We start from the raw sequence: 13,069 nt of genomic DNA, 5'->3' as shown, positions 1-13,069 counted from the left end.
ATGTCGCAAGAGACATGTGGTTGGCCATGATGGTTGGCCTTGCATTTGATTTCGATCGAAAGGAAAAAAGAATGAGCTCGCTAGCGGCCAGGGTCCAGAGTATTTTCAACGAACCGGGCTGCGCCAAGAATGGTAGTAAGTCGGAGGCTGAGCGCAAAAAGGGCTGCACCAAACAGCTGCAGCCTGGCAGCGCTGCGGGCGGCTGTGCGTTCGACGGCGCAAAAATTGCGCTGCAGCCCTTTACCGACGTCGCTCACCTCGTACATGGTCCGATCGCGTGCGAAGGCAATTCGTGGGACAATCGCGGCGCGGCGTCTTCCGGCTCTAGTCTGTGGCGCACCGCATTCACGACCGATATGAGCGAAACCGATATCGTATTTGGAGGCGAGAAGCGGCTCTGCAAAGCGATCAAGGAGATCATCGACAAGCACGACCCGCCCGCTGTCTTCGTCTATCAGACTTGCATCCCAGCCATGATCGGCGACGATATCGACGCGGTCTGTAAGGCGGCGTCTCAAAGGTTCGGCAAGCCGGTGATCCCGATCAATTCCCCGGGGTTCGTTGGTTCGAAGAACCTCGGTAACAAACTCGCCGGCGAGGCCTTACTCGACTATGTGATCGGAACGCAAGAGCCGGACTACACCACACCGTACGATGTCAACCTCATCGGAGAATACAATCTCTCCGGAGAGCTCTGGCAAGTGAAGCCTCTGTTGGATGAGCTTGGAGTCCGGATTCTCTCCTGCATCTCGGGTGATGCCAAATATCGCGAAGTCGCTTCATCCCATCGGGCACGGGCGGCGATGTTGGTGTGCTCGAAAGCCATGCTCAACGTCGCACGCAAAATGGAGGAACGCTACGGCATTCCGTTCTTCGAAGGCTCGTTCTACGGCATCCAGGATTCAAGCGAATCGCTGCGCCAGATTGCCCGCTTGTTGGTTGAGCGCGGCGCGCCGAAGGATTTGCTTGGACGCACCGAAGCTGTGATCGCCCGCGAGGAAGCGAGAGCATGGGCCGCGATCGGACCGTACAAGCCACGATTCAAGGGCAAGAAGGCTTTGTTGATCACCGGCGGCGTCAAGTCCTGGTCGGTTGTTGCGGCACTCCAGCAGGCCGGTCTCGAACTGGTCGGAACCAGTGTGAAGAAATCGACGAGGGAGGACAAGAAACGCATCAAGCAGCTGATGGGGCAGGATGCCCACATGATCGAAGATATGACGCCGCGCGAAATGTACAAGATGTTGAAGGAGGCCAAGGCGGACATCATGCTTTCGGGCGGCAAATCGCAGTTCGTTGCGTTGAAGGCGGCGATGCCTTGGCTCGATATCAACCAGGAGCGGTGCCACGCCTATATGGGCTATGTCGGAATGGTCAAGCTGGTGGAGGAGATCGATAAGTCGCTCTTCAACCCGATGTGGGAGCAGCTACGTCGACCAGCGCCATGGCAGGCCTTGGCCAAGGCGATGGTGCAGATGCAGCCGCCGGTGGCCGTGGTCGCCGGCGATCCGGCAGTCACGGAGGGGGCGCGGCGCGCGAGGAAGATCTGCTTCTGCAACACAGTCGATCTCGGCACAATTGAGGATGCGATCTACGCTCATGGCTTAAGCAGCGTCGATGCAGTCAGAGGCCACACCAATGCAGTCGGTGGTTGCTGCAAGCAACGCATCGAGGACGTTCTGTCGTCTTCGCCGCCTGCCGGGCTGCAAGCCGCCGAATAGGGACGTGTCATGGCCATTGCCACGGTGCCGACAAAAGCATGCGCGGTTAACCCGCTGAAGATGAGTCAGCCGATCGGCGCCGCTTTTGCCTTCATGGGGCTAAGTGGAGCGATGCCGCTTCTGCACGGCTCACAAGGTTGCACCTCCTTCGGGCTCACCCTCTTTGTGCGGCATTTCAAGGAAGCTGTACCACTGCAGACCACCGCGATGAGCGAGGTCGCGACCGTGCTGGGCGGCTACGAGAATCTCGAGCAGGCGATACTCAATATCTATAACCGGACCAAGCCAAAAATCATCGGAATCTGCTCGACGGGCGTCACCGAGACCAACGGCGACGATGTGGATGCCTACCTCAAGCTGATCCGCGACAAGCATCCGCAGCTCGCGAAATTACCGCTGGTCTATGTCTCCACGCCTGATTTCAAAGGTGCGTTCCAGGACGGCTGGGAGAAGGCTGTGGCGCGCATTGTGGATTTGCTGGTGGAAAGGCCAAACGTCAGCGGCCTGCGCGATCCATCGAGGGTGAATGTTCTTCCAGGATGTCACCTCACGCCCGGTGACCTTGATGAACTCCGCACGATCCTGGAGGATTTTGGGTTGCGGCCGTCGTTCCTGCCTGATCTGGCGGGGTCGCTCGATGGGCATATTCCCGACGAGTTTACGGCAACGACCATCGGCGGCATAGGCGTCGACGAAATCGCGAGCATGGGGCGTGCCGGATGGACCATCGCGGTCGGCGGGCAAATGCGGCGAGCAGCGGAGGTCATGCAGGCCAAAACTGGCGTGCCCATTCGCTTGTTCGAACGGCTGTGCGGTCTCGATCCGAACGACGACTTGATGACTTTCTTGAGCGAGATCAGCGGTCGCCCCGTCCCGTCGAAGTATCGGCGCCAGCGTGGCCAGCTGGCCGATGCAATGCTGGATACGCACTTCCATATCGGCGGTCGCAAACTTGCGATCGCGGCGGAGCCCGACCTGCTGTTCGACCTGTCCAGTATGCTGCACGACATGGGTGCGGAGGTGGCCGTGGCGGTGACGACTACGCAGTCGGCCGTGATCGAGCGGATCAAGACCGAAGAGGTGCTGATTGGCGATCTCGAGGATCTGGAAGAGCTTGCCAAAACCAGGCGTTGCGACCTGTTGATCACGCATTCGCATGGTAGGCAAGCGGCGGCTCGGCTGAAAATTCCGTTCTATCGAGCCGGCTTTCCGATGTTCGATCGGCTTGGCGCAGGACACCAATTATCCATCGGGTATCGTGGTACGCGCGATCTGATCTTCGACATCGCCAATCTCCTGATCGCGGACCGCGAGGAGAATCATCAGCCCACGCCCGATAGCTGGCGGGGTCGGGCCGCACTGCCAGCGGCGGCCGCCAACCGCAGCTCCGAGGGAGCGACTGAGAGGTCGATTGCATGAAGGTCGCGTTCGCCACACAAGACCTAAGACAGGTCGATGCCCATTTTGGTTGGGCAAAGAATATCGCTATCTACGATGTCGCGCCAAGCGGACACGTGTTTCTCAAGGCGGTTGAGTTTGAGGGAGATCTCAAGGAAGACGGCAACGACGATAAGTTAGCGCCGAAGATCGAAGCGATCAAGGATTGCGCAATCCTGTACGTTGCCGCAATCGGCGGTGCTGGCGCCGCGCGGGTGGTCGCCAACAACATCCATCCCATCAAAGTGAACAAGCCAGAGAACATCCTTGTGCTGCTCGAAAAGCTCGAGCAGGTGCTGAAGGGCACGCCGCCGCCTTGGCTCCGCAAGGCCTTGGCGAAGGACCAACGCCGCACATTCGAGTTCGACGAATGAGGTGAGATGACCGAGGCCGTAGAAATGGAGCAGCCGCGTGGCGACCTTGATGCGCCGTTCTTCAAGGAACTCGTCAAGATATGGCGCGCTCAGGATGCCAATGGAGCGTGGGAAGCAAAGAGCGATTTCGACCTGCTCGAACCCTATATCTTGGACAAGGAGAAGCGGCGTGCGCTGCCGATCGTCGGCGATCCTGATCCCGATACGCTGTGGCGGCTGGAGCTGTTCTTCAATGCGGTTGCACTCTCGATTGAGAAGGCCACCGGCGTGATGATCCAGCCGATGCTGAAGATGCATCATGAAGGCTTTGGCCGCATGGTGCTGATCGGAGGTCGGCTGATTGCGGTGAACAAACAGCTGCGCGATGTGCATCGCTTTGGTTTCGACAATCTCGCAATGCTCGCACAGGAGGGAGACAAATATGTCAGGAGCGGGATCGATTTGATTCGTAAATTTCCGGACGTGGCGAACTATTGAGGGCACTCATGAGCGATCGTGAAACACTGAAGGCAGAACTAAAGAAACTGTCGGCTAAAGCGTTACAAGCGAAAATGGATCTGCACGATCTTTCGGAAGAGCTTCCTATCAACTGGGCATCAATCATGGCGGTGGCAGAGAAGGCGCACCATGCCTACGCCGAACTCGAACGCAAGAGTCTGGATTTGAAGGCGCTGGAAAATATCTAGAGGGTTTCGACTCATGTCGTTTGCAACGCGCGATGGTCGCGACTGGACGCCGGACTACCTGATCTCGATCGATGCCAAGAAGTGCATCGGCTGTGGCCGCTGTTTCAAAGTGTGCGGTCGGGACGTCATGACGTTGAAAGGAATCAACGAGGAGGGCGAACTTGTCGATCTCGACGATGACGAGGACGATGAGATCGAAAAAAAAGTCATGGTTCTGAGTGATCAGGGCGCCTGCATCGGCTGCGGCGCCTGCAGTAGGGTTTGTCCGGCCAACTGCCAAACCCACGTTCCGGCCGAAGCTGAAGCTGTCTGACCCGCCGCCGTATCCCTCCCCCGCAGGGCGTTACGGTCAAAAATACAGCCATCGTTGAACTTCCTGAGCAGTGACCGCAACAAAGATCGGACCGGAACGTGGCTGTAACGCGAACCGTTTTAGGTCGTAACGAATTACGAAATGCTGTTTCCGATGCAGCGGCACGCTTGTTCGGTTGGGGATCAGGAGGAGCGTGCGTTTGGTCATGGTATGACCGTGGACAGATCCCCTTCCCTGATCGTCCCCGACCGAGTCTTGCGCTTTATTTGGTCTCTAGCTTTAGTCTCTAGCTCCGAACCGACGTGATCACGGCCAAAGCCTCGGCCGTTGGTGGCTGACAATATCCCTTGCTAGGAACGGTGCTAGCGGTCGGATCAGACCTGCAGGACGCAGAGAGCCAGCTCAGGCGCGACCAGTCTAGCGCAATAGGAGTGCAGTTCCTCAACAGGAGAAAACATATCGTCGAATCGCAATGCGCTGCTGGTGGCTTAGCGTTCGCGTGAAAGTTTCGGACAGGCGCCTTGCCTGTGCGTCAGGTTGTGGTCAGCTGGTCTGGATATCCTCACCCGCAGAGCTTGCGCGGCACGAGCTCAACAACATGCAATTTTGCCGATAGGAGAGCGAAGCTGATGTATGGCAGAATCGTTGGTGCGTCCGATCAGTCGGCAAGCGGTAGCCAGGCCGAATGGGAAGAGGCGGGAGACAGCTCCCGCTTTTCGGAGGCGGTGGCGGGTATGGATCCGGGTGAGTCCTCATCAATGACGCGATACACTCTCACTTCCAGTCCTCCGATCATCGAGATTAACCGATCTTCCTTCATGGATGGAGTAAGAAGATATTTGGGTAGCGACATCATGCAAATCGCAAGTAACCCAGAAGAGTACTCGGATTTCGTATCCGAGAAAGCGGAGCGCGCGGCAACGGTTGCTGGAAGCTATGCCAGCACTTACGATGATCCGAACAAACAGGCAAAATTCTACAGCTATCAACTGGGTGACGAAAGTGTCGGGCTTCTAAGGGCAGGTGGCCCCGCCACGATCAAAGGAGAACGTTTTCTGCGGCAGTTTGGGCGTAGCGACGTCACGTCCGTGGTAGATCTCCGCGTTACTCATCCGCTGGTCGAGAATGCTGGGGATATTTTGCTGGAGCATCAGTTGCGAATGGACGGCAAATATCCGCTGGTCTTGTCACGTCCTGCCGTAGAAGGCATGGAACCACGTCTGGCGGAAATGGGTTTTGTCCACTTCGGCCGCAATTACTGGGTGCTTGATCCTCACGAGCATCCCGAGGTGTGGACGAAGAACGAGAACGATCAGTGGCAGCGAACGGACAAGCCTACAAAGTATCTTTCCAATTCTGATGGTAATGATGTCGGCAATTTCGAGACGGTATCCTCCGACGATGATCCTGCGTTCTATTTGGAGCGCGCCATGGAAAGAATGGGTCTGGCGCAAGACGATTCGGAATGACGAGACTGGCTCGAAAATGACTGGTCCTTCCTCATTGCTAGCGCAAAAGTCTTAACCTCCAGAAGGGAGCGCATGCTCGCTCGCGCTCCCTCTCGTCTGGATCTCGGGCTTGCGGTCCTTGCCGGAAGTAGCCTAGCGTTGTGCTTCGCCGAATCGGCAGGACCTAGATACCCCGGCCGGTGGACCGAAAGGCGCGGGCACCCGCGAGCTGCGATCGTAAGTTGTTGCAACATGCTTGGCGGTCGCAACCGTGAAGTTTGAGCCGGAACAACTCGAATACCACCGGCGACGGCTAAGTGTGGTTTCGCGGTTGCAATCCTGCACCCAATCGCATCAGCGTGTCTTGGCATAAACACCAAAATCCAGACGCTTCACTCATTCAAAAGTATGCCAAGATCACTTGTCGTGGCATTCACGTGCGCAATCTGGCTTATTCGGTGCTGTCGGAAGGCATTGATGTTCTGCGAGCGACAGTGCGTTTGATGGGCCGGCAAGTAGTTCCAGAACGGTGGCGAAGGCTGTGCCGCGTAGTGATGTCGCAGCGCAAAGCCAAATGTTCGCGTGGATTGGCCTTGACCCGTAGAACCGTGTCAACAACGATCTTGCACTGCATGGTTGATTGCACAGCGACAGTAAAAGACGTCTAACATTAAGCGAGCAGCGAATGCAGCCAGATGCCGTCAACGCGATTTGCGGCTTTAAAGATATTCCAAGCTGCCGAGCCATGGGATTCCATCTTATGGTCATAGATGACGAGGGTAATCGACGGCCGTGGTCCATCGTTGTGATCCGATGGGGAGGAGCGTGCTTGGCTATGTCAATAAATGCCCGCACAACGGCGTCAATCTGGACTGGGAGCGGAACGAATTCCTCGATCCATACGGCGTTCGACTGATGTGCGGCAAGCACGGATCGACCTTCGAGCTCGGCACCGGCCAATGCGTCGAAGGTCCTTGTAAGGGTGGAACGCTCACGCCGATCGCGTTGATAGTCCTGGATGGAGATATCTGCGCCGTCGGCGTGAGTCTTGTCGAAGACGATGCTTCCCGCAACGAATGAAGCTTGTTCAGACGGGCCGGTTTTCGTTGCGGTTTTTCACAGGGGCCATCTTCTTAAGTCCATCTTCGTACGAGATCTCGTCATCGGACAGATCGAGATCCTTTGCCGCATCGAGCAGGTAATCGAGCTTGCCACCTGAATCGAGTTTCTTGATGTCATCCTTGTTGACCCCGACCAGGTCCATCATCTCCTTCCAAACCGTGGATTCATCGCACGGCAGGACGTGAAAGATAACGTCACCAAGCTTGACTCGGTATTTCGCGAGCAGGTCTATGTTGTTGCAGAACATGAAGTAGCTGCCGTCTGGGCTTAACGCGCCGTCCAGCACGCCCGCAACGTCGGCCAGATACGCGAATGAATGCAGATAGCCGGCCAGCACCGGAATGACCCGTTCTCCGCTCTGCGCAATCGTCAAAACCTGCTCGATCGAATAGTCCGGCGGCCGTTTCTCGTCCGCGACCTGGGTCTGGAATTTCAGTGCGATGTCGCCGCGAAAGCCGAACCGGCCAGGCTTTATGGTCCCGCCTTTGAATACGGCATTGAGCAGGCGGCCCTCCCTCTCAAGTCTGCCGAGCGCGGTGTTCTCGATTGTAGTCATTAAAATCGTCCTCGATCTAAGCGTTTCACCGACGCCTTGGCCGGTGCGAGACGCACTGCAAATTGCTTGCCGTCCACGCACAGCAGTCTTCGACGTAGCTTGGAAGGAAAAGGCGTAAATGGGCCCAGGCCGCCTCAAGCAGTCTTGTCGGAAATTCGACGCGAGTGCCAAAGCCAACAGGCACGATCCGAAAAGGCAAACATCATCAATCCTCTGCACGCTGGCACATGACTTGCCATAAGCAAGTGGTCCGAAGCAGATGAAGGATAAGCCATGATCAACCTGACGGATAGCGCGGTGAATGCGGTCAAGAGCGCGATTTCATCATCGGCCCAGCCAGCAAGCGGGCTGCGCATTATGGTCGAGGCAGGCGGCTGCAACGGGTTCAAATACATGATGGGTCTTGAAGAGCAACCGAAGCCCGACGACAAAGTGATCGAGTGCGGCGGCCTGAGGGTGTTTGTCGACAACAAGAGCCATGAGCATCTGGTCGGCACAACCATCGATTTCGTGATGGCGCTGGAGAGCCCAGGCTTCACCTTTCATAACCCGAACGCCACTTCGAGCTGCTCGTGCGGAAAATCGTTCAGCTAACAAAAAAGAGACGTCAAGCATGCTGACCGAATCAGAGCAAATGAGGCAATTACCGGCCGCCACGACCGACCGGCCGAGAACTATCCATTCGTGTCGTAATCGAAGATGTCCGACCCATTCTGCAACGAGGCAGCGACAGTCGGCTGAACCGGATCGATCGCGGCAGTGTCGTGGTCAGCCTTGGTGCCTGCGCGTTCTGCAAGCTTTCAAGGGGGCGCTGGAAGACATTCAGGGGTGGCTTGTCAATAGGCTCTGCGAATTGGTCCGCTTATTCCCGGTAGCTGCCGCAGCCAAGGCGTGAGATTAAGCGAGGGATCAAGTGCCGATTTATCTCGACAACAACGCGACGACGCGGACCGATCCGTCCGTTGTGCAAGCCATGTTGCCATTCTTCACCGAACAATTCGGCAATGCGTCATCCAGCCATACGTTTGGCGGCGAGGTCGCAGTCGCGCTGAAGCAGGCGCGCCGTAGCTTGCAGGATCTGTTGGGCAATGCCCACGATCATGAGATCGTTTTTACCTCCGGTGGGACCGAGGCGAATAATGCCGCCATCCTCTCGGCGCTTGCGATCCAAGAGGACCGCGACGAGATCGTCACCACATCGGTTGAGCACTCCGCCATCCTTTCCCTGGTTGAGCAGTTGGCGACGCGAGGCGTCAAGGCGCATATCGTACCGGTGGATTCCCGCGGCCGGCTCGACATCGAGGCGTTTCGCTGCGCGCTCGGGCCTCGTACGGCGGTGGCCTCGATCATGTGGGCCAACAACGAGACCGGTACGATTTTTCCGGTGGAGTTTCTGGCCGGATTGACCCGTGAGGCCGGCGCCCTGTTCCACACAGATGCGGTCCAGACCGTTGGAAAGGTACGTGTCAACCTAAAGGACAGTGCGATCGACATGTTGTCGCTTTCAGCACATAAACTACATGGCCCAAAAGGGATCGGTGCGCTCTATCTGCGCAAAGGAACAAAATTCCGGCCGCTGATCTGGGGCGGATCACAGGAACGTCGGCGCCGCGGCGGAACTGAGAACATTCCCGGCATCGTCGGTCTTGGAAAAGCGGCAGAACTGGCGCTGGAGCGGCTCGAGCCGGAACGAGTTCGCATTGGTGCGTTGCGAGACCGCCTGGAGCAGGGGATTTTGCATAATGGCGAGTGCGTGGTGCTCGGCGATGTCAGCAACCGGCTAACGAACACGGCTAATATCGCTTTCGATGATCTCGATGGCGAGGCAATCGTCCATCATCTCAATCGCGCCGGCATTGCCGTGTCGCTGGGATCAGCTTGCAACTCCGGCTCAATGGAGCCCTCGCATGTTCTGCGCGCCATGCAGGTACCGGAGCGGAGCATGCGCGGCGCGGTGCGCTTCTCTCTGTCGCGTGAAACCTCCTTCGCCGAGGTCGATGAGGTCGTGTGCGTGCTGTCAGAAATCGTGGCTCGATTGCGCGCCAACTTGCGGGAGTCTGCCAGTCTGGCCAACTATGCGCCGCAATCGAGGGAGTTGAACTCTTGAAGATCATGATCCGCCGCTCTCCGGACGCGGGCCTATCGATCTATGTGCCGAAAAAGGATCTCGAAGAACCGATCGTGGAATCCGAGCACGAAACGCTGTGGGGCGGCTGGATCAAAATAGCGAATGGCTGGGTGCTCGACTTGCCGGAGATGGCAAGCGATACACGATTGCCGGTGACAATCAACGCCAAAAAACGGGGCGAGAACGGTGACGATCCGTGAAGGCGACTCCACAGATCGATTTTGTCAATGGGACCGATGCCAAGGCCATTCTCGCGGACGTCGCTGCCGGGCTCAGGGCCGCGCGCGTCGTTCCTTATCTTGGTCCTGGCCTCGTCGAATTGTCCAGACCCGATGTGCCGACGACACCTGAGGCGTTATCTGAGTTCTTCGCCAGCAAGGTTGCGCTGCCGCGGCGGGCAAAGGGCAATGCATGGGCCGCGGCACAGCACATCGAGATCAGCAAACATCGCTCCACCGTGACGGCATTGATGGCGCAGGCGTTCGCTCGGCCGGTCGAGCCGACCGGGTTGCACGATCATCTTGCGTCTCTGTCGCTGCCCATCATAATCGACACATGGTATGATGGGGCGATGCGCGCGGCGCTGGATAAGCGCGATGGATGGGGCGAAGTGCAGGGTATTAGCCGCGTCGGCATTGGTGAGAATCGCTGGTATCGCTTTTATGACTCGGTTGGCCGAGAGGTCCACAGTGTCGTGGCGGACAGCTGGGCGACGGTATTGTACAAGCCGCACGGCGGCGTGCAGCCGGCAAATAACTTCCTGATTGCCGATGCCGACTATGTCGAGGTGCTGACCGAAATCGACATCCAGACACCGATTCCGGACATCATCAAGGAAAGGCGGATCGGACAGAGCTTTCTCTTCATCGGTTGTCGCTTTAACGATCAGCTGTTGCGTAGCTACGCCCGGCAAGTCATCAAGCGATCGGCCAATACCCATTATGCAATCGTCGATCTGGATGCGATCTCACGCAATGAGCTCCGTTTTCTGCGCGAGCAAGGCCTGATGCCGCTTGCGATTGGTCTGCCTCGCGCGGTCGAGATACTGCTCACCCATTAGCGGCGTTGCGAAGCCGGATTCCCCAGCTCGTATTGCCCGTTGTGAGGTGGCCGCATCGCATTAAGGCCAACAGAGATGGCGCCGGGGAGAGCGTGACCTTGGTGCGTGAATGAGCGCAACAGCCGTGGGGCTCTGCGCCAAAAGCACGACGTACTTGTCGCGCTTCCTACATTCGCGCCATTGCTGGTCCTGCATGCCTGGGCGTTGATGCTCCCCCTAACCCTTTGGGGTATAGCTGCAATGTCATCGTCTCCGCGATGGCATGTGAGTTGCTACTGCTCTTCTTGAGGGTCTCTCGGGGGTACTCCAGGGAGGCCGATGATTGCCTGCAGGGAGAACTGGAAAATGAACGCGGTCGTCGGACGCGGGAAATATGCCGAAGCTGCGGTAGGTGCCGGAAAGATGGTGCAGACGGCCGCCGAGCATAAGGGCTGCCGCACCTCGTCCAACATTGGCCAAGCGCGTTGCGGCTCGCGGGCGGGACAAGGCGATCTGCCGACCGAGATCTGGGAAAAAGTGAAGAACCATCCCTGCTACAGCGAAGAGGCGCATCATCACTACGCCCGCATGCACGTCGCTGTGGCGCCAGCCTGCAACATCCAGTGCAATTACTGCAACCGCAAATACGACTGCGCCAACGAATCGCGCCCGGGCGTAGCGAGCGAGAAGCTCACGCCTGAGCAGGCGGTCAAGAAAGTGCTTGCGGTTGCGGCCACCATTCCTCAGATGACCGTGCTTGGCATCGCCGGTCCGGGCGACCCATTGGCCAATCCAGAGAAGACGTTCAAGACGTTCGAACTCGTCGCCAAAGCGGCTCCGGACATTAAGCTGTGTCTTTCAACCAATGGGCTGAGCCTGCCCGATTATGTTGACATCATCGCCAAGTCCAAGATTGACCATGTCACGATCACCATCAACACGATCGATCCCGAAATCGGCGCCAAGATCTATCCATGGATCTTCTTCGACCACAGGCGCTACACCGGCATCGACGCGGCAAGGATACTTACTAATCGTCAGCTGCAAGGCCTGGAGATGCTCAGCGAACGGGGGATCCTGTGCAAGGTCAACTCTGTGATGATCCCGCATATCAACGATCATCACCTGGTCGAAGTCAACAAGGCGGTGAAGTCGCGAGGCGCCTTCCTTCACAATATCATGCCGCTGATCTCCGCACCCGAGTACGGAACAGTATTTGGCCTCAACGGTCAGCGCGGGCCGACAGCGCTGGAATTGAGGGCGCTGCAGGATGCTTGTGAAGGGGAGATAAACATGATGCGCCACTGCCGTCAGTGCCGGGCCGATGCTGTGGGTCTGCTCGGAGAGGATCGCAGCGCGGAGTTTACCACTGACAAAGTCATGAAGATGGACGTCGAATATGACCTCGACGTGCGCCAGGCTTATCGCGACCGGGTAGAGGATGAGCGTGCCGCCAAAGGCAAGGCCAACAACGAGGAACTCGGGAAATTGGCTGGGGAGACGAGTGAGATCTCGCTTCTGGTGGCAGTCGCAACCAAAGGTTCGGGGATAATCAACGAGCACTTTGGACATGCAAAGGAATTCCAAATCTACGAACTTTCCACTTCCGGCACAAAATTCGTTGGCCACCGCCGTGTAGACGTCTACTGCCAGGGCGGTTATGGGGAGCAGGATAGGCTGTCCACCATCGTCCGCGGCATCAATGACTGCCACGCGGTGTTCGTGGCTAAGATCGGCGGCGGCCCGAAAGGCAATCTGATCAAGGCTGGAATCGAGCCGGTCGATCAATACGCGCATGAGTTCATCGAGAAGTCGGCAATTGCCTGGTTCCGGTCCTATCTCGACCAGGTGAAGAGCGGTGAGATCCAGCACGTGAAGCGCGGCGATGCTTCGATTCGACAGGGAGCTCTGAACTCTGCGGCGTGAGGAGGTTGTGTGCCATTCAAGATCATCGCCTCGCAATGCACGAGCTGCTCAGCCTGCGAGCCATTGTGCCCGAACGTTGCAATCTCGGAGAAGGCTGGGATCTTCGTCATTGAGCCGGCAAAATGCACTGAATGCGTTGGCTATTTCGACGAGCCGCAATGTGTTGCTGCCTGTCCGGTCGAGAATACTTGCGTCATCGACACGTCCTGGCCGCGCTACCACGCGCCAGCCTGAAGGGTGAGCTCCATGAACGGATTCCCGCCGCCGCTGGATGATGTGGACGAAACTGTACCCGGGAACGCGGCGCAAGGCCATGCCCTGT

Annotated in this window: 14 protein-coding genes and 1 pseudogene; 14 read left to right on the top strand and 1 reads right to left on the bottom strand. The window is 57.5% G+C overall.

The annotated features are described in order from the left end of the window. Nucleotides 1-71: 71 nt before the first annotated feature. The 8 genes and pseudogenes from nifE (at nt 72) to J2R78_RS09530 (ending at nt 7,056) form a co-directional block, all read left to right on the top strand. Entirely contained in the window at nt 72-1,718 is a 1,647-nt protein-coding gene (gene nifE, locus J2R78_RS09565) for a nitrogenase iron-molybdenum cofactor biosynthesis protein NifE (RefSeq protein WP_069277637.1), read from the top strand. 9 nt (nt 1,719-1,727) lie between these two features. Continuing rightward, nucleotides 1,728-3,137 carry a nitrogenase iron-molybdenum cofactor biosynthesis protein NifN gene (nifN, locus tag J2R78_RS09560; RefSeq protein WP_069277618.1) on the top strand — a complete coding sequence of 470 codons (1,410 nt, stop codon included), beginning with the start codon at nt 1,728-1,730 and terminating at the stop codon, nt 3,135-3,137. Further along, nucleotides 3,134-3,529 (top strand): nitrogen fixation protein NifX, encoded by a 396-nt coding sequence (gene nifX, locus J2R78_RS09555; protein WP_092084238.1) that lies wholly within the window; start codon nt 3,134-3,136, stop codon nt 3,527-3,529. Before nifN ends, nifX begins: the two co-directional genes overlap by 4 nt. A 6-nt stretch (nt 3,530-3,535) precedes the next feature. Then, complete coding sequence (locus J2R78_RS09550) at nt 3,536-4,006, top strand: NifX-associated nitrogen fixation protein (RefSeq protein ID WP_253603984.1); 471 nt, start codon at nt 3,536-3,538, stop codon at nt 4,004-4,006. Between the two features lie 8 nt (nt 4,007-4,014). Further along, nucleotides 4,015-4,215, top strand: coding sequence for a CCE_0567 family metalloprotein (locus J2R78_RS09545; protein ID WP_092084234.1), 201 nt, complete (start codon nt 4,015-4,017; stop codon nt 4,213-4,215). A gap of 13 nt (nt 4,216-4,228) precedes the next feature. After that, complete coding sequence (gene fdxB, locus J2R78_RS09540; RefSeq protein ID WP_092084232.1) at nt 4,229-4,528, top strand: ferredoxin III, nif-specific; 300 nt, start codon at nt 4,229-4,231, stop codon at nt 4,526-4,528. Between the two features lie 629 nt (nt 4,529-5,157). Further along, nucleotides 5,158-5,997, top strand: coding sequence for a host specificity protein (locus J2R78_RS09535; RefSeq protein ID WP_253588063.1), 840 nt, complete (start codon nt 5,158-5,160; stop codon nt 5,995-5,997). Nucleotides 5,998-6,661: 664 nt separating this feature from the next. Beyond that, a pseudogene (locus tag J2R78_RS09530) lies at nt 6,662-7,056 on the top strand (Rieske (2Fe-2S) protein). A 7-nt stretch (nt 7,057-7,063) separates the two neighbouring features. Here J2R78_RS09530 and J2R78_RS09525 read toward each other — a convergent pair. Beyond that, entirely contained in the window at nt 7,064-7,654 is a 591-nt protein-coding gene (locus J2R78_RS09525; protein WP_253588062.1) for a hypothetical protein, read from the bottom strand. A gap of 273 nt (nt 7,655-7,927) precedes the next feature. On the opposite strand from J2R78_RS09525, the gene J2R78_RS09520 reads away from it, so the two are divergent. From J2R78_RS09520 to J2R78_RS09495, 6 genes are all read left to right on the top strand, one after another. Then, the gene (locus tag J2R78_RS09520) at nt 7,928-8,248 is read left to right on the top strand and encodes an iron-sulfur cluster assembly accessory protein (RefSeq protein WP_069277623.1); all 321 of its coding nucleotides are present in this window, start codon (nt 7,928-7,930) and stop codon (nt 8,246-8,248) included. A 319-nt stretch (nt 8,249-8,567) separates the two neighbouring features. Then, nucleotides 8,568-9,761: a cysteine desulfurase NifS gene (gene nifS, locus J2R78_RS09515; protein ID WP_069277624.1), complete on the top strand. Its 1,194-nt coding sequence runs from the start codon at nt 8,568-8,570 to the stop codon at nt 9,759-9,761. Next, entirely contained in the window at nt 9,758-9,982 is a 225-nt protein-coding gene (gene nifT / locus J2R78_RS09510; RefSeq protein ID WP_069277625.1) for a putative nitrogen fixation protein NifT, read from the top strand. Before nifS ends, nifT begins: the two co-directional genes overlap by 4 nt. Then, on the top strand, nt 9,979-10,842 hold the full coding sequence (locus tag J2R78_RS09505) for an SIR2 family protein (RefSeq protein ID WP_069277626.1): 864 nt from the start codon (nt 9,979-9,981) through the stop codon (nt 10,840-10,842). Before nifT ends, J2R78_RS09505 begins: the two co-directional genes overlap by 4 nt. A 345-nt stretch (nt 10,843-11,187) precedes the next feature. Further along, nucleotides 11,188-12,747, top strand: a complete 1,560-nt coding sequence (nifB, locus tag J2R78_RS09500; RefSeq protein WP_253603982.1) for a nitrogenase cofactor biosynthesis protein NifB — start codon at nt 11,188-11,190, stop codon at nt 12,745-12,747. 9 nt (nt 12,748-12,756) lie between these two features. Next, the gene (locus tag J2R78_RS09495; RefSeq protein WP_081334786.1) at nt 12,757-12,981 is read left to right on the top strand and encodes a 4Fe-4S binding protein; all 225 of its coding nucleotides are present in this window, start codon (nt 12,757-12,759) and stop codon (nt 12,979-12,981) included. The last annotated feature ends 88 nt before the right edge of the window (nt 12,982-13,069 follow it).

The organism is Bradyrhizobium sp. USDA 4538, from assembly GCF_024171045.1.
Taxonomy (GTDB): domain Bacteria; phylum Pseudomonadota; class Alphaproteobacteria; order Rhizobiales; family Xanthobacteraceae; genus Bradyrhizobium; species Bradyrhizobium australafricanum.
This window is presented reverse-complemented; position numbering and strand designations above follow the sequence as displayed.